This is a genomic window from Mesorhizobium sp. M0106, from assembly GCF_040322715.1.
GTDB lineage: Bacteria > Pseudomonadota > Alphaproteobacteria > Rhizobiales > Rhizobiaceae > Mesorhizobium.
Genome location: NZ_JAMYUA010000019.1, coordinates 43,751 through 65,772, shown reverse-complemented (window position 1 = coordinate 65,772; position 22,022 = coordinate 43,751). Strand labels below are relative to the sequence as shown.

The 22,022-nt window shown below is 62.6% G+C and carries 19 protein-coding genes and 1 tRNA gene; 11 read left to right on the top strand and 9 right to left on the bottom strand.

What is annotated here, in order from left to right; genetic code table 11:
• Positions 1 to 10 precede the first annotated feature (10 nt).
• Genes NKJ55_RS19455 through NKJ55_RS19445 form a run of 3 tightly spaced genes read left to right on the top strand, consistent with a single transcriptional unit; the run spans position 11 to position 2,903 of the window.
• Complete coding sequence (locus NKJ55_RS19455) at positions 11 to 928, top strand: dihydrodipicolinate synthase family protein (RefSeq protein ID WP_352451273.1); 918 nt, start codon at positions 11 to 13, stop codon at positions 926 to 928.
• Complete coding sequence (locus NKJ55_RS19450) at positions 925 to 1,935, top strand: ABC transporter ATP-binding protein (RefSeq protein WP_352451324.1); 1,011 nt, start codon at positions 925 to 927, stop codon at positions 1,933 to 1,935. The genes NKJ55_RS19455 and NKJ55_RS19450 overlap by 4 nt, the downstream gene beginning before the upstream one ends.
• Positions 1,935 to 2,903, top strand: coding sequence for an ABC transporter ATP-binding protein (locus tag NKJ55_RS19445; RefSeq protein ID WP_352451271.1), 969 nt, complete (start codon positions 1,935 to 1,937; stop codon positions 2,901 to 2,903). Before NKJ55_RS19450 ends, NKJ55_RS19445 begins: the two co-directional genes overlap by 1 nt.
• A 16-nt stretch (positions 2,904 to 2,919) precedes the next feature.
• On the opposite strand, the gene NKJ55_RS19440 is transcribed toward NKJ55_RS19445, so the two are convergent.
• From NKJ55_RS19440 to NKJ55_RS19430, 3 genes are all read right to left on the bottom strand, one after another.
• Complete coding sequence (locus NKJ55_RS19440; RefSeq protein WP_352451269.1) at positions 2,920 to 3,654, bottom strand: haloacid dehalogenase type II; 735 nt, start codon at positions 3,652 to 3,654, stop codon at positions 2,920 to 2,922.
• Between the two features lie 153 nt (positions 3,655 to 3,807).
• Complete coding sequence (locus NKJ55_RS19435; protein WP_352451267.1) at positions 3,808 to 4,128, bottom strand: DUF167 family protein; 321 nt, start codon at positions 4,126 to 4,128, stop codon at positions 3,808 to 3,810.
• A gap of 13 nt (positions 4,129 to 4,141) precedes the next feature.
• Complete coding sequence (locus tag NKJ55_RS19430) at positions 4,142 to 4,432, bottom strand: YggT family protein (protein WP_023678162.1); 291 nt, start codon at positions 4,430 to 4,432, stop codon at positions 4,142 to 4,144.
• Positions 4,433 to 4,597: 165 nt separating this feature from the next.
• Between NKJ55_RS19430 and NKJ55_RS19425 the strand changes: the two genes are divergently transcribed.
• The 4 genes from NKJ55_RS19425 to NKJ55_RS19410 all read left to right on the top strand — a co-directional run bounded on the left by NKJ55_RS19425 (position 4,598) and on the right by NKJ55_RS19410 (position 10,278).
• A tRNA-Ala gene (locus NKJ55_RS19425) sits at positions 4,598 to 4,673 on the top strand.
• 251 nt (positions 4,674 to 4,924) lie between these two features.
• A complete protein-coding gene (locus NKJ55_RS19420) occupies positions 4,925 to 5,383 on the top strand; it encodes a hypothetical protein (RefSeq protein WP_352451265.1) in 459 nt (152 codons plus the stop codon).
• A gap of 120 nt (positions 5,384 to 5,503) precedes the next feature.
• A complete protein-coding gene (locus tag NKJ55_RS19415) occupies positions 5,504 to 8,716 on the top strand; it encodes an AfsR/SARP family transcriptional regulator (protein WP_352451264.1) in 3,213 nt (1,070 codons plus the stop codon).
• A 224-nt stretch (positions 8,717 to 8,940) separates the two neighbouring features.
• Positions 8,941 to 10,278, top strand: a complete 1,338-nt coding sequence (locus tag NKJ55_RS19410; protein ID WP_352451262.1) for an LGFP repeat-containing protein — start codon at positions 8,941 to 8,943, stop codon at positions 10,276 to 10,278.
• 378 nt (positions 10,279 to 10,656) lie between these two features.
• Here NKJ55_RS19410 and NKJ55_RS19405 read toward each other — a convergent pair whose 3' ends face one another.
• From NKJ55_RS19405 to NKJ55_RS19390, 4 genes are all read right to left on the bottom strand, one after another.
• On the bottom strand, positions 10,657 to 12,711 hold the full coding sequence (locus NKJ55_RS19405) for a M3 family metallopeptidase (protein ID WP_352451323.1): 2,055 nt from the start codon (positions 12,709 to 12,711) through the stop codon (positions 10,657 to 10,659).
• A 90-nt stretch (positions 12,712 to 12,801) separates the two neighbouring features.
• Positions 12,802 to 13,209, bottom strand: a complete 408-nt coding sequence (locus NKJ55_RS19400; protein ID WP_352451322.1) for a nuclear transport factor 2 family protein — start codon at positions 13,207 to 13,209, stop codon at positions 12,802 to 12,804.
• Between the two features lie 13 nt (positions 13,210 to 13,222).
• Positions 13,223 to 13,867, bottom strand: a complete 645-nt coding sequence (locus NKJ55_RS19395) for a carbonic anhydrase (RefSeq protein ID WP_352451260.1) — start codon at positions 13,865 to 13,867, stop codon at positions 13,223 to 13,225.
• A 194-nt stretch (positions 13,868 to 14,061) separates the two neighbouring features.
• Positions 14,062 to 14,598, bottom strand: a complete 537-nt coding sequence (locus NKJ55_RS19390; protein WP_352451259.1) for a TetR/AcrR family transcriptional regulator — start codon at positions 14,596 to 14,598, stop codon at positions 14,062 to 14,064.
• A gap of 149 nt (positions 14,599 to 14,747) precedes the next feature.
• On the opposite strand from NKJ55_RS19390, the gene NKJ55_RS19385 reads away from it, so the two are divergent.
• Positions 14,748 to 16,025, top strand: coding sequence for an efflux RND transporter periplasmic adaptor subunit (locus tag NKJ55_RS19385; protein WP_502904493.1), 1,278 nt, complete (start codon positions 14,748 to 14,750; stop codon positions 16,023 to 16,025).
• On the top strand, positions 16,022 to 19,105 hold the full coding sequence (locus NKJ55_RS19380) for an efflux RND transporter permease subunit (RefSeq protein WP_352451257.1): 3,084 nt from the start codon (positions 16,022 to 16,024) through the stop codon (positions 19,103 to 19,105). Before NKJ55_RS19385 ends, NKJ55_RS19380 begins: the two co-directional genes overlap by 4 nt.
• A gap of 71 nt (positions 19,106 to 19,176) precedes the next feature.
• On the opposite strand, the gene NKJ55_RS19375 is transcribed toward NKJ55_RS19380, so the two are convergent.
• Positions 19,177 to 19,641: a L,D-transpeptidase gene (locus NKJ55_RS19375; RefSeq protein ID WP_352451256.1), complete on the bottom strand. Its 465-nt coding sequence runs from the start codon at positions 19,639 to 19,641 to the stop codon at positions 19,177 to 19,179.
• A gap of 596 nt (positions 19,642 to 20,237) precedes the next feature.
• Between NKJ55_RS19375 and NKJ55_RS19370 the strand changes: the two genes are divergently transcribed.
• Complete coding sequence (locus NKJ55_RS19370; RefSeq protein WP_352451255.1) at positions 20,238 to 20,405, top strand: hypothetical protein; 168 nt, start codon at positions 20,238 to 20,240, stop codon at positions 20,403 to 20,405.
• A 75-nt stretch (positions 20,406 to 20,480) separates the two neighbouring features.
• Here the strand turns inward: NKJ55_RS19370 and NKJ55_RS19365 are convergent, their stop codons facing one another.
• On the bottom strand, positions 20,481 to 21,167 hold the full coding sequence (locus NKJ55_RS19365) for a response regulator transcription factor (RefSeq protein ID WP_023678149.1): 687 nt from the start codon (positions 21,165 to 21,167) through the stop codon (positions 20,481 to 20,483).
• Between the two features lie 46 nt (positions 21,168 to 21,213).
• On the opposite strand from NKJ55_RS19365, the gene NKJ55_RS19360 reads away from it, so the two are divergent.
• Positions 21,214 to 21,993 carry a response regulator gene (locus NKJ55_RS19360; protein WP_198023578.1) on the top strand — a complete coding sequence of 260 codons (780 nt, stop codon included), beginning with the start codon at positions 21,214 to 21,216 and terminating at the stop codon, positions 21,991 to 21,993.
• The last annotated feature ends 29 nt before the right edge of the window (positions 21,994 to 22,022 follow it).

Sequence of the window (22,022 nt, the reverse complement as noted above, 5' to 3'; positions counted from 1 at the left end):
GTTTATCAAAATGCCCCTGTTTACCGGCGTCGTGCCACCTGTCGTCACCCCGCTCAATGCCGATTTCAGCATCGACTTTCCGTCGTTCACCCGCACCATCGAGAACCTGCTCGACGGCGGTGTTCACGGGCTGTTCGTGCTCGGCTCGACCAGCGAGGTGGTCTTCCACGACGAGGCGGGCCGCAGGGCCGTCCTCGAGCACGCGGTCAAGGTCAATAACGGCCGGGTTCCGATCTTCGCCGGGGTCATCGACCCGACGACCGACCGCGTCATCAACCACGCCCGGATCGCCAGATCGGCCGGCGCCGACGCCATCGTCGTCACCGCGCCGTTTTATACCCGCACCAGCCAGCCGGAGATCGGCGACCACTTCCGCTATATCAAGGATGCGATCGACATTCCGGTCATCGCCTACGACATCCCGGTCTGCGTCCACGTCAAGCTGGAGCGCAAGACCACGGTCGGCCTCGCCAGGGAAGGCGCCATCGCGGGCATCAAGGATTCCAGCGGCGACGACGGCAATCTGCGTTACGTGCTCAAGGACATGGCCGACGACCCCGGCTTCTTCGGCATGACCGGCTCCGAGATCCTGGTCGACAGCGTGCTGGCGATGGGTGCGCACGGCGTCGTGCCGGGGCTCGCCAATGTCGACCCGCATGGTTATGTCAGGCTGTGGAAGCTGACGCAGGCGGGCCAGCATGCCGAAGCCCGCCTGGAGCAGGAGCGGTTGCTGAAACTGTTCGAGATCGTCTGGATCTCGCTCGGCAGGACCAGCGCCGGCTCGGCCGGCGTCGGCGCCTTCAAGGCGGCGATGAAGAGCCTCGGCATCATCGCGTCGAACACCATGGCGCGGCCGCAGCGCAGCCTGAACGACGAGGAAACCGCAAAGATCGACATGATCCTTCGCGATGTGGGGCTGCTCCGCTGAGCGCCATGCCGATCCTCTCGATTTCCGGCCTGCGCGCGGTGTTCCGCATCGCGGGGCGCGACATCGCGGCGGTAAGGGATGTCGACCTGACGATCGGCTCCGGCGAGACGGTGGCGCTTGTCGGCGAATCCGGGTCCGGCAAATCTGTCACCAGCCTGTCGATCATCGGCCTGTTGCCAAAGAGGGTCGGACATATCGCCGAGGGGTCGATCGCGCTGCGGCGCAAGAACGGCACGGTTACCGAGCTGACCAGCCTCGATGCCGAGTCGCTGCGCAAGATACGCGGCAATGAGATCGGCATGGTGTTCCAGGAGCCGATGACAAGCCTCAACCCGGTCTACACGATCGGCGAGCAGATCGCCGAACCGATCCGCATCCATCTCGGCAAATCGCACCGCGAGGCAGAAGCAGACGCGGTGCGGCTGCTGGAACAGGTCGGCATTCCCGATCCGAAGCGGCGGGCGCGGCAATATCCGCACGAACTGTCGGGCGGGATGCGCCAGCGCGCCACCATTGCCATGGCCCTGTCCTGCGATCCTGGTTTGCTGATCGCCGACGAGCCGACAACCGCACTGGACGTCACCATCCAGGCCCAGATCCTCGATCTTTTGGCCGACCTGCAGGCGCAGCGCGGCATGGGCATCCTGTTCGTCACCCATAATCTCGGCGTCGTCGCCGAAATCGCCGACCGGGTGGCGGTGATGTATGCCGGGCGTATCGTCGAAACAGGTCCGGTGAGCGAAGTGTTCGCCCGTCCGCGTCATCCCTATACGGCAGGGTTGATGCGCTCGGTGCCGCGGCTCGGCCAGGCCACGGCGCTGAAGGCGGCGGGAACGCCGCTGCCGACCATTGCCGGAAATGTTCCGTCGCTCGCCTTGCTGCCCAAGGGCTGTTCCTTCGCGCCGCGTTGCCCGATGGCTATCGCTGCCTGCCGCGCTGCGGTCCCTCCATTGTTTGCGGCGACGCCGACCCAGCAAAGCCGCTGCCTGCGCTGGGAGGAGCTCTGATGGCCGACGCCCCTTTCCTCGCTGTCAAAAACCTGACCAAGCATTTTGCGCCGACAGCGTTCTCGCGCGGACCCGTCGTAAGGGCGTTGGAGGATATTTCCTTCGATATCAGGCGTGGCCAGGTGGTCGGCCTGGTCGGCGAATCCGGCTCCGGCAAGACGACGATCGGCCGCTCGGTGCTGCGTCTGATCGAGCCGACATCCGGCCAAATCAACTATGACGGCACCGACATCACCAGGCTGGGTGCCGCCCAGTTGCGCCGCCAGCGCCGCAAGATGCAGTATATTTTCCAGGATCCCTTCGCCAGCCTGTCGCCGCGCATGACGATCGGGCAGATCCTCACCGAAGGCCTGGACATTCAACGCATCGGCAAGAAGTCCGAGCGGCGGGCGAAGGCCGAGAAGGCACTTGCCGCGGTCGAGTTGCCGGTCGACGCCTATGACCGCTACGCGCATGAATTTTCGGGCGGCCAGCGCCAGCGCATCGGCATCGCCCGGGCGCTGACGCTCGAGCCGGAATTCATCGTTGCCGACGAGCCGGTCTCGGCACTCGACGTCTCGATCCAGGCGCAAATCATCAATCTGTTGCGCGACCTGCAGCTCCGGCTCGGCTTGACCATGCTGTTCATTTCGCACGATCTGGCTGTCGTCGAGTACATCTGCGATACGGTCATCGTGCTCTATCTCGGGCGCATCATGGAGGTTGCGCCGGCGGCCGAGCTTTATGCCCGGCCGCAGCATCCCTACACGCGCGCGCTGCTGTCGGCCATTCCGTCGCTCGACCCGCTGGCCAGGCAAGGCCGGCAGGTGCTCAAAGGCGATATTCCAAGCCCGGCAAACCCGCCGTCGGGCTGCGTTTTCCGAACCCGTTGCCCGTTCGCGCTGGAAGCTTGCGCCGGGGCTGTACCGCCGCTGAGGGCGACAGCCGAGGGCCATCTGAAGGCCTGCATTCGCGACGACATCGCTTAGGTTTTCTGCCCTCGGCCTACGGGAGAACTTGGGCGAGATGGACAAGGTCGTCGGCCACAAAGTCCCAGCTCTCAAGAGGCGAGAGATCGGTCGTCTGCGCCGGGCCATGCTCTTTTGGCCGAGCAACAAAGGCGGTTCCGATACCGCACCTTCGTGCCGCGGCCAGGTCGTCATTGTGCGCGGCGATTAACACGGCCTCCGCAGGTCGCACCCCCAGGATCTCCACTGCGCGGAGATAAGCCTGCGGCGCAGGCTTGTAGGTGCCGAACACATCCGAGCCAAGGACGGTGTCCCAAGGCAGGCCGGCGCGCTTGGCCATATCCAGCAACAGCCGGGTATTGGCCCCTGATAAGGGCACGATGATGAAGCGTTCCTTCAGCCTCGCAAGGCCTTTCAGCGAATCGGGCCACGGCTCCAGCCGGTGCCAGGCGAGGTTGAGTTCCTCAAGTTCGGCGGTCGGCAGCTCGGATGGGGCCAGCCCGAACTGGACGAGGGTGGCGTCCAGATTCTCCCTGTTGATCACGTCAAGTGACACGAAAGGCCGGTGCCCCGTCCGCACCGCCTCGGTCGAGGCGTCATAGCGCGACGCCCACGCATCGGCGAATTCACCGGGATCGACCTGCTCTGCACCAACTCGCGCGAGGAAGGCGCCGGCCTCCCTTGCGATACCGCTGCGCCAATCAACGACGGTTCCCAGAACATCGAAGAATAGGACTCGAGTAGTGGTCATTGAGCTTTCCTCCGACCTCATTGAAACGTCGCCGACGCCAACCCATATGCAATGCGCGTCGGATGTTTCCTCCCATTCGTCCGGCGCGTTCCCCTCTGAAGGTTTTCGACCTTCACATCTGGCCGGGCTTTGCAGCCCGGCCTTTTTTTTGCGGGGTAAGCGAGCGAGCCGAGATCATGGCGCAGGGGTGCCCAGCGTATCGATGCGTTTCGCCAGCGCCGCGGGATCGCCAAGCACGCGCAGCGTCTTCAGCCGAGCGGTGCCGCCGGCGGCGATCGAGACGCCCGATGCCGGCACGCCAAGCGCCTTAGCTACCAGCCTTTCCAGCGCTCGATTGGCGGCTCCGTTTTCCGGCACGGCGCGGACGCGGGCTTTTAGATAGCTTCGCCCATCCACCGATGTTTCGATGCCTTCCAGCCTGTCCATCGCTGATTTCGGCGTCAGCCGGACAAACAGGTCGATGCCGTCGGCGCGCCTGCGGAACGGCGCACTCATCGACGCCCTGGGCTCAGACGACCAGCGAAAGCACGGTGGTGAGCAGGAACTGCCGGATGAAGAACAGGATCAGCAGCAGGATGATCGGCGAGATGTCGATGCCGCCGAGGTCGGGCATGAAGCGGCGGATCGGCCGCAGCGCCGGCTCGGTCAGCCGATAGAGCATGTTGCTGATGGTGTCGACGAACTGGTTGCGGGAGTTGACGACGTTGAAGGCGTAGAGCCAGGAAAATATCGCCGAGGCGATGATGATCCACCAGTAAAGGTCAAGCGCCATGACAATGGTCTGAATGAGGGCGATCATGCCGGTCTCCGATTGTTGCCGACATGTAGCCACTGTAGGTGAAAGCGGCAAGAGCCGCCTTCTGCCGCATGGGCGAGGGCGCACGAACGGCCGAGCGGCATTTCGGCAGCAAGCGCAGCCTTGACAGGAAACCGCAGCGGCCGATAAAAGCCCCATCCGCTGGACGGGGCTGTAGCTCAGCTGGGAGAGCGCGTCGTTCGCAATGACGAGGTCAGGAGTTCGATCCTCCTCAGCTCCACCAGCGGATTTTTTTCGAACCCTTGCCTGGATGAATTCCAAGGAAGTCCTCCTTGGATTCACGGCGTCTCTCAGACGAAGCTCGCGAACGCATTGCAGGCCTGCTGGCGGCTTGGCACTATCGTTGCCGGGTGGATGGGTGGATTCACATCGGCGACGTAAAGACCCTCTACACCAGTAGCTTATGCGGCCTATTGCCACTGCGCCTCGTCCTTGCCAGACTTGGTCCGTCTTCAAAACCGAGGGGAATTCACCATGACCAGCACGACAAGGCGTGATTTTGTAGGTCTTACAGGAATGGCAGCGACTGCCCTGGCCGGCGCTGTTGCAACACGAGCTACCGCTGCGGAAAGCGACGTATCGCCATCGTTCGATGAGGTTCTTCAAGAGTACGATCAAAACAACACAGAAAGGACTAGATCAAAGCTGGCGATCTATGTGGTCCTTTCTCATCTGCACGCCAGTCTCGAGGAGGAATTTAGCGACCTTGGGCTAGAGCTGCCTTTAGGGAAAAAGGCCTTGCCATCGAACCTGCCGGCCAATTTCGCCGACGCGCAGGTTGCACCCCTTCCTTGGCTCTTCAAGCCCTCGGAAGTTACCGACCACGAACGAAACGGCTATGCGGCGATTGCAATGCGAATGAACGCAGTGATGGCAAGACACACGGCCGACGTGAGTGTCGGGGTTTCGCATATCATGTCGCACAAGGGATAACCGCGACCTTGCCGGCGAGAACGGCACGTCAGGCGAGCACAACGCCGGCCGGCGATTTGTTGTTGCGGGCGAACCGATTACCTGTTTTGGCGAGGCGACTGCGCTGCGAGAGTCCTCACAATGGATAAATACTTCCGGGAGGCGCCGCGCGAGATAGCAAAGCTCTCGGCACCCCGGCCAGTGGGAATTGTCAGCCGTCCGCGCGTAGTGGCGCTGCTTTCGCAGGCCCTCGACAGCGGTGCATGCTGGCTGGCGGCGCCTGGTGGATACGGCAAGACCACCGCGGTGATCGACTTTCTGGAACACGGCGGGCGGGAACAAGGCGGGCTGAAGCAAGGCGAATCGGCGTACAACTGGTATCGGGTCGACACCGAGGACCAGGACGTTGCGCGCCTTTTCCACTATCTGACGCTGTCGCTCGACGGCAGGCATGCCGGCATGCCGGTCTTTGGTCCGGAATATGCCGACAATTCCGACGATTTCGCGCGGCTGTTCTTCCGCACCTATTTCTCGCGGCTTGATCCGGGCACGATCCTGGTCCTCGACGATCTGCATCGTGCCGATGCGCCAGGCTTTCGCCGGACGCTGGCGATCCTGTTGCGCGAACGCCCCAACACTGTCCGCTGCATCTGCACATCGCGGATGCTGCCTGAGGGCGACGTCGCCGACCTCGTGCTGGCGGGACAGTTGCCGGTGCTCAACCAAACGCTGCTGGAGTTTTCGCCTGGGGAGGCTCGCAACCTCGTCACCGCCCGCTCGCAATCGCCGTCCGAGGTCGGCGACATTTCGGAGGCGCGCGGCTGGGCGGTGGGCCTTCTCCTGCTGGCCAACGCCGGAATGTACTACCCGCTTTCGCAGACCGGCCTTGCCGGGGGCGCCGGCCTTCGGGAGATTGTCGGACGTTATTTCCTGCGCGACATCGCGCCGGAGGACCAGGATCTGCTTATCAGGCTCAACGTTCTGCCGGAGATCAGCACGGAGCTTGCCGATGCGTTCCTGGGCTCGCCGCAGGCTGCTCGCCTGCTGGTGCGGCTGCAGCATCGCCAGCTGCTGATCACGCGCGACGGTCCGGGCGGCGCCGCCTTCCAGCTGCATGACTTGTTGCGCGAATACCTTGCCGGCCTACTGGACCGGCGCGTGACGGAAGCGGACCGTTCCAGGCTGCGCGAGCAGGCAGCAAAGGTCCTGCACGAGGCAGACAAAACCGACGCGGCAATCGTGCTGGCGTTGCAGGCGGGCGCCTGGCCGCTGGCACGCCAGCTCATTCTGGAGTGCGCTAACGGCGTTCTCTCGCAAGGGCGCAGGGCCAGCTTCGTCGAATGGTGCAACAGGCTGCCCCCCGACCAGATGGACGGGTGGGTCCATTATTGGCTGGGCGTCGCCTTCGCATCGGACGATGCGAAGGCCGAACCGCACTTCTCCAAGGCATGGCAAGCATTCGAGAACACCGACATGCGCGGCCAATGCCTGACGGTCGCGCGGGCGGTCGTAGTCAAGACTGCCAGCTGGCGTACGCATGAGGGGCTGGCGGATTGGACGCGCCGAGCCTCACAGGTTCTTGCCAGGGGATTGCCGGAGTTGGATCCGGAGGAACTCATGATGGTCAGGCTCGGCATCCTGCGGGCCGTCGATTTCGCCGAACCTGGCGAATTCGACGTCCATGACGCGAAGCGCCTCGTGAATGATATCCAGCAGCGCCTGACACATCTGCCGATCGAGGATTCGGTCGAGTTGCGCCTGCTGGCAAGCGAAGCGCTCATCGACTACGCGACCTCGTCGGGGCAGCGCGACATTTTTGCCAATGCCGTGGACAGCGTTGCCGCCGATCTCGAACATCCAGATATCCCGCCGCTGGTGCTCGGCATGTGGCTGGTGTCCTTTGGCTCGGCCAGCGGCCGTTACTTCCCCTATTCGCGGCGCGGTTTTGTCTATGCCTCGGCCGAGGATGCGTTGCGACGCGCAACGGCGATAGGCGAGCGGCACGCCTTACGGGGCGTCGAGTTCAGCGCCCTCTATCAGCTTCAATTGCTGATGAAGCTTCACAACAGGTTCTCGGAATTCAATGCGCTCGTCTCCCGGCTGGGCGAGATCGCGGACAGCAGGTTCACAACCCAGGTCGCTGTAGTCGCCGACTGCCACGCGGCGATGCACACGCGCAGCGGCGACTTCGTCAAGGCTTATCTCGACTGCGATGCCTTCATGGATGCGATCGAGCGGGCGAATGAGCCGATGATCGAACGCTGGCCGCATTACGTCACCAAATACCAGGTCCTGCTGGCCGATCGGCGTCCAGCGGAGGCCATTGCGCTACTCCAGGAGATCGTCGAAAGGCTGAGCGGCGGCCCTCGCCAGCGGGTCGAACTCAATATTCTGGCCGCTCGGGCCCTGGAGCAGAAGTGGAAAGGCGGCGCGTCCTATGGCACTCGTCTGGCTGAATTCATGGAGGTGTTGCGCCAGGTCAACCCCTCCGCAATCCTGCTCAACCTGCCGGACCTATTGGCCGATCTGGTCGCCGATGCGCTGGAGCGAAAGATCGACGTCGATCTCTGCCGCCGCGTCGTTCGGGCGCGATATCTGGTCCCGCCCGCTGGCCGACCCGTCCAGTGGCCTTGGCCGCTCAGGATCCACTTGATGGGAGGCTTCCGCCTCGAAATCGATGGTGCCGAGGTCGCGCCCGGTGCCAAACCTACCCGCGCGCTCGACATATTGCGCATTATCTGCCTGTCGAGGGACCAGGTCTGTTCGGTGGAAACCCTGCAGGATTGGCTCTGGCCCGACCTCGACGGCGACCAGGCCAAAGCGGCCTTGGAGCAGGCGCTGCATCGTCTGCGCAAATTGCTCGGGCAAGGCGAACTCGTAACGCTGAGAGAAGGCCGTTTGCGGCTCGCTGCCGACAAGGTCTGGATCGATCTGCAGGATTGGGAAGACCGGCTGAAACCCGTTCTGTCGGGCCAAAGAGACTGCGCAATCGAGGAGCAGGAGATGCTGCTGGAAGGCTTTGTCGGCCCGCTTTTCTCGAATGCCCCGATGCCCGCCTGGTCGAATGCCGCGGCCGACCGGGTGCGGGATGGGTTTGTGGAGCTTGCCGTGCGGATCGCCAAACACTGGCAGAGTCAAGGCAATGCGGATCGGGCACGCCAGGCGTGCCGGCGTGCGCTCGATTTCTACCCGGAATCGGCCAAACTCCATGGCACGCTCATCCAGGAGAGCCTCTCCAGGAACGATCATGCCGGCGCCATCGAGGATTACCGGCGCTATGAACGCGCGCTCGCTTCGACCGGCGATGACGAGCCCTCGCCTTTGCTGCGTTCGCTCGTGCGCCCGTTTCTCTAGACCGGTTCATCGTTTCACCGAAACGCCGAACCGCTCTATCTCTTTATTTTTGCGCAATTCCGGACGGAAAACCGTTCCACACTTTTCCTGGAATTACTCTGGCGCAGCTCGGAACTCTGTAAGCCGTCCGTAAGTCGCGGTCTGGGAACCTCGGCTCGTCGATCAAAACCGATCGCCGGAGGCCTGAAGCCCCCGATACCAACACTCACAGGAAGGAAAAGGTCATGCCGTATACTGCCAGAGCAACTTCGAGAGTGCGTGCCGGCACCATCCGCGCTGGAGCCACAAGACTTTCCGACCAGCTCAGGATCGGGCCTTGGTCGCTCCTCTCGCCCGAAGCTGTCATACAGCAAAAGTACAACTCCCTTGGAGGCGCCGGCTTCGCCGAGATCGACAGGAAGGACACTGGAAAAGCCTGGTATCTCAAGAACGGCTCATGCATTTGTTACAACGATGCCATGCACGACGCCTTTGAGATCCATGGCGAAATCTACAGGAAGTGGATTGCGCTTGGCGGTCTCGCGTGGGGCATTCCCTGCACCGACGAAACCGGAACTCCCGACGGCGTCGGCCGATACAATCACTTCAACAACAATACCGCTTCGATCTACTGGACACCGAACACCGGTGCTCAAGCGATTTGGGGGGCAATTCGCGGCAAATGGGCAGCAATGGGCTGGGAGCGCTCGGTTCTCGGCTATCCGGTCACCGACGAAACCGGAACTCCCGACGGCGTCGGGCGCTACAACCATTTTGCCAATGCCGGCTCGATCTACTGGACACCGAACACAGGAGCCAACGTGGTGTACGGTGACATTCGAAAGAAGTGGGAAAGCTTGGGCTGGGAACAGTCATATCTGGGGTACCCAACGACCGACGAGACCGAATTTGCCGACGGTGGCCGTGCCAATCTGTTTGAAAACGGCGGCATATACTGGTGGCCCGACACCGGCGCGATCGACCTTCGAGACGTCGTCGTCCACTATACCGGCCTCCATTGCTTCGGCGAGACCGACTGGGATCAGGGATCGAGTGCGGACGAACCCTATGTCATCGTCAGCGTGACAACGCCGCAGATCGCCGACACCAGGCGCAGCCAGGTCTATGGCGACGTCGATGCCGGAGATACGAGACCCGACCTTATGGAAATCTATCGAGGCAAGCCCTACGGCATCAATATCGGCACGGTGCTGATGGAAAACGATTTTGGCGACCCCAACAAATACAAGGACGAGGTGCAGAAGATCGTCATGGGCGTCCATACGGCGGGCACGCTGGCTTTGGGCCTCATTCCGGTGGCAGGACCTATCATTGCCGCGATAGCCGGCCCCGCCCTGGGATCCTTGATGCCATCGATCGGCGGCGCCATCAGCGATCTCTTCGATTGGGGCGATGACAGGATCGGGAGCGCGACAGTGACCATCTCCGCAAAGCAGATGGTGTTGCTCGCGGCACGTACGAACAATACCACCTTCAGCGGGATTGGGTTCAAAGTGGAAACGCCCCTGATTTCCGGCGAGGGGGCTTCCTACAAAGCCTATTTTGGCTTTGTGCCTGCCTAGGCCAATCGCCTCGGCAAAAACCTTCGCCGAGACAATCAAACTTACCAGCCCCGCCTTCCATTGGCGGGGCTGCCACTTCGCGACTGAGAGTTTCCGTAGCGGTCGTCGCAAGGCGCGGTCCGGATGCGGCAGCGGCCGATCAGCATAGCGGGCAAGCTGTCGTTGCCTACCCCCGCACAGCCCGTAGCGCCGCCATGAACGCGGCTCCTTCGGCCGGAACGATGGAGACCGCATTAAGTGCAGTCACCTCAACGACGCGAACGGCCAACGGGGCCGAGCGGGATCGGCGGAAACCGGATCAGGCGGTGCGCAACCCGACGCCATGACAGCCGACATCAATCAGGATGGAAAGAGAACGGTGACAAGAGCGGGCATGCATCACACCAGCCCGCGCTTGGCCATCATCGCTTCCGGGGAAGGCATCTTGCCGCGGAAGGCGGTGTAGAGTTCTTCCGGGTCCTTCGAGCCGCCGGCGGCGTAGATGTTCTTGCGCAGCCGCTCGGCCAGCGCCGGATTGAAGGGATCGCCTGTTTCCTCGAAGGCGGCGAACGCGTCGGCGTCGAGCACTTCCGACCACATGTAGGAGTAATAGCCGGCAGAATAGCCATCGCCGGCGAAGATATGGCCGAAATGCGGGGTGCGGTGACGCATGGCGATGGTATCAGGCATGCTGAGTTTTTCGAGCGTTTCGGCTTCGAAACGAAGCGGCTCCTGCGGCGCATCCGACTGCGCATGATAGGCCATGTCGACCAAGGCCGAGGCGGTGAACTCGACGGTGGCGAAGCCGGCGCCGAAGGTGCGCGCCGCCAGCATCTTGTCGACCAGCGCCTTTGGCATCGGCTTGCCGGTCTTGACATGCAGCGCATGCTTTTCCAGCACCGCCGGCACCGTCAGCCAGTGTTCGTAGAGCTGCGAGGGCAGCTCGACGAAATCGCGGCTGACCGAGGTGCCAGCGACCGATGGCCAGGTGACGTCGGTCAGCATGCCGTGCAGCGCGTGACCGAATTCGTGGAACAGGGTCTTGGCCTCGTCGACCGACAGCAAGGCTGCCTCGCCGGCCGGCGGCTTGGCGAAATTCATGATGTTGTAGATGACCGGCTTGGAGCCAGGACCAAGCTTGTAGCCGGATTTCAGCGCGCTCATCCAGGCGCCGGAGCGCTTCGAGGGTCGCGCGAAATAATCGGCGAGGAACAGGCCGCGCTCGCTGCCGTCGGCATTCTTCACGACGAAAACGCGAGCGTCCGGATGCCAGGTGGCAATGCCCTTCTTTTCTTCGAAAGAAATGCCGAACAATCGTGTTGACACGTCGAAACAGGCGTCGATGATGCGGTCGAGCTGCAGATACGGCTTCAGCTCGGCCTCGTCGAAGGCGAATTTCTCTGCGCGCAGCTTCTCCTGATAGAAGCGCCAGTCCCAGGCGGCGAATTTCTCGTTGCTGCCGGCCTCGGCCGCCAGCCGCTGCAATTCGGCCTGGTCGCTTGCGGCCTTTTCCACCGCCTTTTCCCAGACTGGATCGAGCAGCGCGTGCACCGCCTCCGGCGCCTTGGCCATGGTGTCGTCGAGCTTCAACGCGGCGTAGGAAGCGTAGCCGAGCAGCTTCGCCTTCTCGGCGCGCAGGCGCAGCATGTCGCGCACCACTTCCGTGTTGTCGGTAGCGCCGCCATTCTGACCACGCATGATGAAGGCGCGGAACGCCGTCTCGCGCAGATCGCGGCGTTCTGAGAAGGTCGAGAACGGCTCGTAGATCGAACGCGACAGAGTGACGGCGTAGCGGCCCTTCTGGCCGCGCATCTCGGCGGCTTCCGCCATCGAGCTTTTCAGGAATTCCGGCAGGCCGGCAAGGTCGGCCTCGTCGAGGAACAACGCCCAGTCGCGCTCGTCGGCAAGCACGTTCTGGCCGAAATTGGTGCCGAGCGAGGACAATTCCTCGTTGATCAAGGCCAGCCGCTTCTTGCCTTCGGCGTCGAGCCTGGCGCCGGAGCGGACGAAGTTTTTCCAGGTCTTTTCCAAGACCCGCAGCGTTTCGGCATCGAGCTTCAAAGCCTCGCGGCGCTGATAGAGATCGTCGATGCGGGCAAACAGTCGCTCATTCATCGAAATCGCCGAGAAGTGCCGCGACATCTTCGGCGAGATGTCGCGCTCCAGCGCCTGGATCGCCTCATTGGTGTGGGCGCCGGCGCGGCACCAGAAGATCGAGGAGACACGGTCGAGCGCCTCGCCGGCAAGCTCGAGCGAGGCAAGCGTGTTTTCGATCGTCGGCGTCCCGGTGTTGCCGGCAATCGCTCCGATCTCGGCCTCATGCGCCTTCAGGGCCGCGTCGAAGACCGGAGAAAAATCGCCGTCTCCGATGCGTGTGAAATCGGGCAGGCCGAGCGGCCCTTGCCATGCGGTCAGCGGATGGGCGGCGAGGTCGACGGTGGACGGCATGGGCAAACTTTCGCTGAGTGGCGGGAGAAGATGGATCGCCACCGATGTAAGGCGCCGGCCGGTTGCGCGCAACAGCGGGTCCCGTTCATGGTTCCGTCAGTAGCTGTCGCAGTTTTCGGCGATCGCGGCCTGCGAACTGGCGGTGATCTGGTCGTTGGCGACCGCAAAGGTCTCCTGCATCAGCATGTCGTTGCTGGGAAAATCATAGCAGGCGATGACAGTGGTGACGCCGCCCTCCGATTTCTCGATCCGATGGCGGATTTCGGCCCCGGCGACGGCGCCTTGCCACTCGGCGATCGAGGCGATGAATTCCTGCTTGCTTTGCACTACGCCGAGGTCGTCGAGCTTGATGCGGACGTTGTCGGCAAGCAGGTCCGACAATTCGGTGCGGTCGGCGATCAGCAGTGCCGAATACCAGCGGTCTATGATCGCGCTATCGTCGGCACGGGCGACATTTGCCGAGCAAAGCAGTGCCGCCGCCGCGAACGCGAACCGAGCTCGCATCATGCCTCGTCTCCTACTCCGTCTCCGGCCGCTCGAAATCGCCGGTTTCCTTGTTCATCACCCAAAGCTCGCCGGTCGAAATATCGAACCAGGCACCGTGCAGCGACAGTCGCCCCTTGCCTTCGAGGATCGAGACGCAAGGGAAGGTACGCAGATTGGCGATGGAATAGCGGATCGAGATGCGCTCCAATGCCGTCTGGCGCTCGGTCGCGGTCATGAAGGTGCTCGACGATACGGTCTCGGCCGCGGGCGCGATCAGGCTCATCCACTTGCCGATGAAATCGCCCGGCGACAAGGGTGCGGCCGTGGTGTCGAGTGCCGCGCGGATGCCGCCGCAGCGGCCGTGGCCCATCACCACGATGTTCTTGACCTTGAGGCTCTGCACCGCAAATTCGAGCGCCGCCGATGTCGAGTGGAACTGATCGTCGGGCGCATACGGCGGCACCAGATTGCCCACATTGCGCAGCACGAACAGTTCGCCCGGCCCGGCATCGAAGATCGCTTCGGGCGCGGCCCGCGAATCGCAGCAGGCGACGATCATCGTTTCCGGTGCCTGGCCCTCCCGCGCCAGCGAGCGATAACGGCCGCTTTCGGTGAGATAGCGGCCGCTCATGAAACTGCGGTAGCCGGTGAGAAGATGCTCGGGAAGATGGGGCATGGGCAGCGGCGGGAGCCTTTCCGGGTTGAAGGCAGCTCGGTTCAATCCCGAAAGGCTCTAGCGCATCGGCCCGAAAATCGGAACCGATTTTCGGAAGGCGGGATGGCGTGGTTTCGACGTGCCAGCCCGTATTTTGACACAGGTGAACGAACGCCGCCATTAATCGGGCTCAAAACCGCAGATTGGCGGTTCGACTATTCCGCGATGTCCAGCAGGGTCGATATCAGCAGCCTGCGCTCTTTGGCGGAGAGAATGTCCGAACCGAACAGGTTCATGCTGCGAAGCCCTTCGATGGCGAGGTAGCAGACCAGCAGCGCCTTGAGATTCGGCGTCTCCTCCTTCAGCCGCTCGAACACCTGCCGCCTGAACGATTTTATCGGCGTCAGGAAATCGGGATCCTCGGCAATCGCCGAAAATATCCAGGATGCCGACGGTTTCGACTCCTCGGCATGCTCGGCCGAAAGCTTGATATAAGTTGCAAGCGGGCTTTCGCCGTTGACGCCGGCCGTGCGGGCGGACTCCAGCGCCTGCTCGAAGGCGCGCAGGTAATCCTCCACCAGCGCCTGCATCAATTTCGCCTTGGTTGGGAAATTGTAGAGAAGACCACCCTTCGACACGCCGGCACGGCTGGCGACCGCATCCAGCGACAGGCTGCCAGGACCCGTCTCGCGCGCCACGGCGGCGGCGGCGGCGAGGATCTTCTCGCGCGAATTTGCTCTGCGGGCCTTCATCAAGCGTTCCCCATTCATTAGCTTAGGCGGAATTGACAAGACCGTCCAGACGGTACAGTAAGATCGCCGTCATTTGAAATTGGGACCAGGCACAGGTATGTGTTCCGGTCATCCGACCGTTATGCTGGGCCGTGGCCGAGGGACTGTTCGTGATCAAGCGCTTCATCATCGCCTTCATTCTGCTCGTGCTGGTGTGCGGCGGCATCGTCGGCTTCAACCTGTTTCGCGACAATGCGATCAAACAGTTCTTCGCCACCATGAAGCCGCCGGCCGCGACCGTGTCGACGGTCATCGTCAAACCGATGTCCTGGACGCCCGGCATCGAGGCGATCGGCACTGTCAGTGCCGTACGGGGCGTCGACCTCACCGTCGAAACCGCGGGCATCGTCAAGGACATCCTGTTCCATGCCAATCAAAAGGTCGCCGCCAACGCCGTGCTGCTGCAGCTCGACGATGAAGTCGAGCGGGCCGACCTCGTGGCATCGAAAGCGCAAGCCACATCCGACCAGACGACGCTGATGCGCGCTCTTGAGCTGCAGAAGCGCGGGGTCGGCACCGACGCTACGCTCGACACGGCGCAGGCAGCAGCATCGGTCTCCGCCGCGCAGGTAAACAAGCTGCAAGCGGTGCTCGACCAAAAGCAGTTGACGGCCCCCTTCAAGGGTACCGTCGGTATTCCGAAAATCGACCTTGGCCAGTATCTCACACCTGGCACCGCTGTGGTGACCTTGCAGGACATGGATACGATGCGTGTCGATTTCACCGTGCCGGAGCAGCAGCTTCCGCAGCTGAAGATCGGACAGACGGTGCGGTTGGGCGTCGGCGGCGGCGACATGCCGTTCACCGGCAGCATCCGCGGCATCGATCCGAAGATCGACCCGACCAGCCGGCTGGTGACGGTAAGGGCGGAGGTCGGCAATCCCGAAGGCAAGCTGACGCCCGGCCAGTTCGTTCAGGTGCGCGTCGAACTGCCCGAGGAGAACGACGTGCTGGCGCTGCCGCAGACGGCGCTGACTTCCAGCCTGTACGGCGACTTCGTCTTCGTGGTGCGCCCGGCCAAATCCGCCGAAGCCAACGGCGCGGCGCCCGAGGCAAAGCCGGGAGAAAAGCCGGCTGCAGATGCTGCCAAGCCCGCAGCCGAGGCACCCGCGGCAAAACCCGACGAAAAGGCGGCCGCTACCCCAGCCAAACCGGCAGCGGAAGGCAAGCCGGCAGCGGAAGAACAGAAGCCGCAGCTCGTGCTAGCCCAGGTGTTCGTCAAGCCAGGCCGCCGCAACGCCGGCCTGGTCGAGATTCTGGAGGGCATCCCGCCCGGCGACGAAGTCGTTACCGCCGGCCAGAACCGGCTCTCCAACGGCATGTCCGTTGCCGTCGACAACACGATCGATCCGAGCAAGCCAGGGAACCAGCAGGCAGCCCAGCAATGAGCTTTTCCGACCTCTTCATTCGCCGCCCGGTCCTTTCGACCGTGCTTGCCTGCATGATCCTGCTTCTGGGTTTTCAGGGCATCTTCAACCTTTCGATCCGGCAGTATCCAGAGGTTGAAGAAACGGCCATCACCATCACCACGGCCTATCCCGGCGCCAGCGCCGACCTGATCCAGGGGTTCATTTCCGCGCCGATCGCGCGTGCCGTCGCGTCGACCGAAAACATCGATTATGTGACATCGGCGAGCCGGCCGTCATCCAGCACCGTGACAGTGCAGATGAAACTCGGCTCCGACCCCGACGTCGCGCTGAACGAAGTCTTGTCGAAGGTGCAGAGCGTTCGCGGCGATCTGCCGGACGAAACCAAAGATCCGGTGATCGTCAAGGGCACCGGCCAGCAGTTCGCGATGATGTACATCTCGATGCAGAATCCGAACATGACGCCGGAACAGCTCACCGAATATATCGAGCGCGTCGTGCGGCCGCGTATCTCGACGGTCGAAGGCGTCGCCGACGTGCAGATTTTCGGCGCCGCCGAATATTCGATGCGTGTCTGGATCGACCCGATCAAACTGGCGGCGCACGGCGTGACGGCGGCGGAAGTGCTGACCGCGATCAACGAATCGAATTTCCTCTCGGCGCCCGGCGATACCGAAAACGAATATGTGGCTTCCTCGATCACGGTTCGCTCGACCCTGCAGACGCCGGAGGCTTTCGCTGCCCTTCCGCTCCGCTCGAAAGACGGCAATGTCGTGAGACTGCGCGACGTGGCCCGCGTCGAGCTCGCCGCGGCGAGCACCGACACCAGGGTCACCTTCAACGGCAAGCCCGGCATCTTTCTCGCCATCTTTCCGACGCCGGCCGCCAATCCGCTGACCACGGCGTCGGCAATCCACAAGATTGTGCCGACCATCCAGGAGACGCTGCCGCAAGGCATGACGATGGAGATCGTCTACGATTCAACCGAGCAGATCAGTGCGTCGATCGAGGAGGTGTTCAAGACCATCGGCGAGGCGGTCGCCATCGTCATCGTTGTTATCCTGCTCTTCCTCGGCTCGTTCCGCTCGGTGCTGATGCCGATCGTGACCATTCCGCTGTCGTTGATCGGCGTCTGTTTCCTACTGTTTTCTTTGGGTTATTCGATCAATCTTTTGTCATTGCTGGCCATGGTGCTGGCGATCGGCCTCGTCGTCGACGATGCCATCGTGGTGGTGGAAAACATCCACCGCCACATGGAGGAAGACGGCTTGTCGCCGATGCAGGCGGCGTTCAACGGCATGCGCGAGATCTCGTCCGCCGTCGTCGCCATGACGATAACATTGGCCGCCGTGTTCGCGCCGCTGGCCTTCACCGGCGGCCTGACAGGCGCACTGTTTCGCGAATTCGCGGTGACGCTTGCCGGCTCGGTGGTGCTTTCGGGTGTCGTTGCCCTAACCGTCACGCCGATGATGTCGGCACGCATCCTGAGGGCCGGCTCGCACAGCCGCTTCCAGCGCATTGTCGACAACACGTTCGGGCGCGTCGAACACCTCTATGAGCGGCTGGTCAGCGGCTCGCTGAAATATCGCCCGGTGACGCTGATGATCGTCATCGCACTGGTCGCCACGACCGGCTTCATGTTCACCAAGACCGCGAGCGAACTGGCGCCGGAAGAAGACCAGGGCTTCTTACTGTCTATCGTGAACGCGCCGCGCTATGCGACGTCGGACTACACCGAGACCTACGTGAACCAAATTCTCGGGCTGGTGAATGATATCCCCGAAACCAGGGCGCGGTTCTCCGCCGTCGCGTTCCAAGGCCCGACGAACAGCGCTTTCGTCGGCTTTGCGTTCAAGGACTGGGCCGAGCGCGCGCGCAGCTCGAAGGAACTTCAGGAAGACATCACTGCCCGCCTTGCCAAGGTGGCGGGCGTCAAGGCTTTCGTCTTCGCGCCGCCGACGCTGCCCGGCTCCGGCGGTGGCCTGCCGATCACGATGGTAGTGCGCTCGACCGGCGAGGCCTCCGAAGTCTACGAGGCGGCGGAAAATATCAAGAACAAGGCGCAGGCCTCCGGCCGCTTCCTCGCCGTGGAGAATTCGATGTCCTACGACGCGCCGCAAGTGACGGTGACGATCGACCGCGACCGCGCCGCGGCACTCAACCTGCCGATCGCCGACATCGGCCGGACGCTGACGCTTCTGGTCGGTGGTGCCGAGGTGGCGCAATTCGACCGCGAATCCAACAGCTACGACATCATCCCGCAGGTGCCACAGCAATTCCGCGACAATCCCGAAAAACTGGGCGAGTATTTCGTGCGCAGCGTCTCAGGCGAGATGGTGCCGCTTTCGGCGGTGGTGAAGATCTCGACCAACGCGTCGCCGGCCGCCATCGAGCAGTTCAACCAGTTGAACTCCGCCACGATTTCCGCTCTGCCATTGCCCACCGTCACCACCGGTGACGGGCTGAGGACCATCGAGGACATCGCTAGGGAAAGCCTGCCCGACACCTTCTTCATCGACTACACCGGTCAATCGCGCCAGGAGAAGGAACAGGGCTACACGATCATCATCGCCTTCGCGGCGGCGGTGCTCGTCATCTATCTGGTGCTGGCGGCGCAATTCGAAAGTTTCCGCGATCCGCTGATCATCATGATGGCGGTGCCGCTGTCGATCTTCGGCGCGATCGTGCCGCTTAATGTCGGGCTCGGCACGCTCAACATCTACACCCAGGTCGGCTTGATCACCCTGATCGGCCTCATCACCAAGCACGGCATCCTCCTGGTCGAGTTCGCCAACCAGCAGCGTGAAATGCACGGCATGCGGCGGCGCGATGCGATCATCGCCTCGGCCAGGGTGCGGCTGCGGCCGATCCTGATGACGACGGCGGCGATGGCGCTCGGCGTGGTGCCGCTGATCATCTCCAGCGGCGCGGGTGCCGCGGCACGCTATTCGATGGGCCTGGTGATCTTCACCGGCATCCTGGTCGGAACCATGTTCACGCTGTTCGTGGTGCCGATGTTCTACACCTTTATCGCCAGCAAGGACCTGCCGCATCACGCCGAAAAGCCGGATCCGAAGCTGATGCCGGTAATGCCGGATTAGATTGTACTAACATTGTACAATAAAAAGACCGGATTTCCGGCCTTTTTTGAGAGCGACGAGAGCAGTATCGCTCACTTGACGATGACGATGCTGGTGTTGGCCGGGCCGAAGACCTCGACGAGCTGGTAGAAATCGGCGGCGTTGTCCGGATGCAGACGCACGCAGCCATGCGAGGCTGGCTGGCCGAGGCGCTTGATGACGCTTGTCGCATGTACGGCGTAGCCGCCGCTGAAGAAGACCGAATGCGGCATCGGGGCGTTGTCGTATTTCTTCGAGTACCACATTTCATGCATGCGGGTCGGCTTGAACGAACCGGTCGGCGTGACGTGCGTCCTGTCGCCGGTCGAAACTTTCCAGGCGAATGTCGGCCGGCCGTCGACCAGGATTTCCATGGTCTGCTGCGATAGCGACACACGCGCGACGATCTTGTTGGCGGCGGCGTGGGCTGCGCCGTTGCCGGCACCGAAAAGCAAGGCAGCACCGGTGATGACGGCGGCGGCGATGTTGATGAGCTTGGCGGAAATGGCAGTGTACATGATGTCTCCCCTATTCTGCCGGTCGGGGCCGGCTCAATTCGATGACCGGCTTATCGGGGCGTCATGTTTCAAGCCGATTTCGCTAGATGCTCGTTTGTGTTTCGATTCTGTTTCCCCTGACAGAAAAGGTCCGTGCAAAGCAGCTTGCAGTTGCACGACGTCGTTATGACGGTGGCGTGTTTGCCTAGGCGGATCGGCCAAACCGCGGCGCGAATACGCGATTGTCTTTCGTTTGATAGGAATTCACCTGACTCCGAAACCGAGCTGCAACAAAGCGCAGCCTCGGCGGCATGATCCGGATACAGCGAACAGGCAAAGTTGACCTAACGAAAACAGCGGTCAACGAACGATCGGAAGCCAACACTGTTTTCGCGACGGTCTGGATTGGTCTGGACAGTTTCCAGCCTGCGCGTCGACCGGCTCAAGCCCCTCTGGCGGGGGCGGCTTAGGGCCGTTGAGGATGCGCGGCGCCTCCGGCAACTTGCAGCCGAGAGGACCGAAGGCCCGCGCCGCAACGGGGGGCTCCGCTGGCGGCGCGGGCGCTTCGGGGGTTCCCCTGAAGTGCCCGTAAATTCCAATTTTGAGGAACGAACAGGATGAAAACGAAATTCGCGGCTTCCGTGCTTTCCGCCCTGCTTTATGTCCAGGGCCTGCTCGGCATTGCCGGCCTCGCCACCGTGCTGCTGAAGGAACGTGCCCATGCCGGCGAGGTCAGCACGAACAGTGACATGCTGTCCGGCCCGTCGCTTCTCGTGGTGCGCTGAAGAGCATCGGACCCCAAAGTGGAAACCGGTTTTGGGAAAATCGATGCTCAAGACAAAAGGGTGGCCGTCCTGCCTTCAATCGGTGAATTGCGTGGGCGGATCGAACCGGTAGCCCGCACCCCGTATGGTGGTGATGGTTTCGGTATCGAGCTTGCGACGCAGCCGCACGATGCGCGAATCGATCGACCGATCGAAGGCTTCGGCATTTTCGGCGGGCGCGGCGGCGATGATGTCGTCCCGCGTCAGCACCTTGCGCGGGCTGGCCAGGAACAGCCTGAGCAGCGCCACCTGCCCGGGGGACAGCTGTTCTTCCGTGCCCGAGCGGTGCATGACGATGGCCGATCGGAGATCGACCGTCGCGTTCTCCAGCACGATCAGTTCCCCGGCGCTCCTGCCGCGCCGAGCCAGAAGGCCGCCTACGCGAGCGGCAAGCTCCCTGACATTGAGCGGGCTTTCGACGACGTCGGCGGCGCCGAGTTCGAGCGCCAGAACCTTGTCGACCAGATCGGCCGGGCGGCAGATCAGGATGAAATCCGGTCCACCTTCGCCGCCATGTCGCCTGAGCAGGTCGCGCCCCTCTGCCTGGCTGACGCTGTCGCCGACAACCACGACATCGATACCCTTTTCCGAAAGCAGCGATTCGGCCTCCCACGGCTGTCGCGCCGCGCGGACGTCATGACCGCGCCGCTCGAGATGATCGGCGAGATCGGTCGCAATTACTTCAGCGACGGAAACAAGCGCGATAACGGATCGTGCAGCCATGTTTTTCTACCCCGCATACGGCAACCCAAGAAGAGTGCTGGACATCATGTTTATACCCAATCTACTTTCCGCTGAAAGCGGGAGCGAAAGCATCGTGCGGGCACGAATTGTTATTGTCGAGGACGAGCCCGACCTGAGGGATGCGGTCGCCGAGTATCTCGGCGCCAGCGGCTATGATGTGGCCACGGCCGAAAGTGCGGCGGCGGCGCGCGACCTTTTGGAAACCCAGTCCTTCCATCTGGCCATTCTCGACATCGCCATGCCGGGCGAGGACGGCCTGTCGCTCGGCCGCTGGATGCGGTCGAAAATGCCGATCGGCATCATCTATGCGACGGCGGCCGGTACCGCGCTGGACCGCATCGTCGGACTGGAGCTCGGCGCTGACGACTACATCGTCAAGCCTTACGAATTGCGCGAAGTGCTGGCCAGGGTGCGCAGCGTGCTGCGCCGCGTTCCGGAGCCGACCGAGCCACAAAAGGCCAAGGCTGAAACATCCGGCGGCCGCCGGTCCGTGAGCTTCGGACCCTTTCACGCCGATCTCGACGGCAGGCTCGTCACCGGCGCCAACGGCGCGGTCATCGACATGGCCAAGAGCGAGTTCGACGTGCTGGAGGTGTTCCTGACGCGCGCCAACCGGCTGTTGACGCGGGCGGCGATCTCCGAGGCGATCGGTTTCGTCGAGGACCCGGAGTCGTCCCGCGCCGTCGACATCCGCATCATGCGGCTGAGAAAGAAGATCGAGGCGGATCCGGCCAATCCGAAATTCCTGCGCACGGTGCGCGGCGAAGGCTATATCTTCTCGCTGCCAGTCGGGGAGAACAACTAAGGCCCGGCGGCTTGAGCAAGCCACGGCCA

Bases quoted from the DNA above. Each gene is read 5' to 3' on its own strand.
- NKJ55_RS19455 (WP_352451273.1), top strand. From the start codon at position 11: ATGCCCCTGTTTACCGGCGTCGTGCCACCTGTCGTCACCCCGCTCAAT.
- NKJ55_RS19445 (WP_352451271.1), top strand. From the start codon at position 1,935: ATGGCCGACGCCCCTTTCCTCGCTGTCAAAAACCTGACCAAGCATTTT.
- NKJ55_RS19440 (WP_352451269.1), bottom strand. From the start codon at position 3,654: ATGAGGTCGGAGGAAAGCTCAATGACCACTACTCGAGTCCTATTCTTC.
- NKJ55_RS19435 (WP_352451267.1), bottom strand. From the start codon at position 4,128: ATGAGTGCGCCGTTCCGCAGGCGCGCCGACGGCATCGACCTGTTTGTC.
- NKJ55_RS19430 (WP_023678162.1), bottom strand. From the start codon at position 4,432: ATGATCGCCCTCATTCAGACCATTGTCATGGCGCTTGACCTTTACTGG.
- NKJ55_RS19420 (WP_352451265.1), top strand. From the start codon at position 4,925: ATGACCAGCACGACAAGGCGTGATTTTGTAGGTCTTACAGGAATGGCA.
- NKJ55_RS19415 (WP_352451264.1), top strand. From the start codon at position 5,504: ATGGATAAATACTTCCGGGAGGCGCCGCGCGAGATAGCAAAGCTCTCG.
- NKJ55_RS19410 (WP_352451262.1), top strand. From the start codon at position 8,941: ATGCCGTATACTGCCAGAGCAACTTCGAGAGTGCGTGCCGGCACCATC.
- NKJ55_RS19400 (WP_352451322.1), bottom strand. From the start codon at position 13,209: ATGCGAGCTCGGTTCGCGTTCGCGGCGGCGGCACTGCTTTGCTCGGCA.
- NKJ55_RS19395 (WP_352451260.1), bottom strand. From the start codon at position 13,867: ATGCCCCATCTTCCCGAGCATCTTCTCACCGGCTACCGCAGTTTCATG.
- NKJ55_RS19390 (WP_352451259.1), bottom strand. From the start codon at position 14,598: ATGAAGGCCCGCAGAGCAAATTCGCGCGAGAAGATCCTCGCCGCCGCC.
- NKJ55_RS19380 (WP_352451257.1), top strand. From the start codon at position 16,022: ATGAGCTTTTCCGACCTCTTCATTCGCCGCCCGGTCCTTTCGACCGTG.
- NKJ55_RS19375 (WP_352451256.1), bottom strand. From the start codon at position 19,641: ATGTACACTGCCATTTCCGCCAAGCTCATCAACATCGCCGCCGCCGTC.
- NKJ55_RS19370 (WP_352451255.1), top strand. From the start codon at position 20,238: ATGAAAACGAAATTCGCGGCTTCCGTGCTTTCCGCCCTGCTTTATGTC.
- NKJ55_RS19365 (WP_023678149.1), bottom strand. From the start codon at position 21,167: ATGGCTGCACGATCCGTTATCGCGCTTGTTTCCGTCGCTGAAGTAATT.
- NKJ55_RS19360 (WP_198023578.1), top strand. From the start codon at position 21,214: ATGTTTATACCCAATCTACTTTCCGCTGAAAGCGGGAGCGAAAGCATC.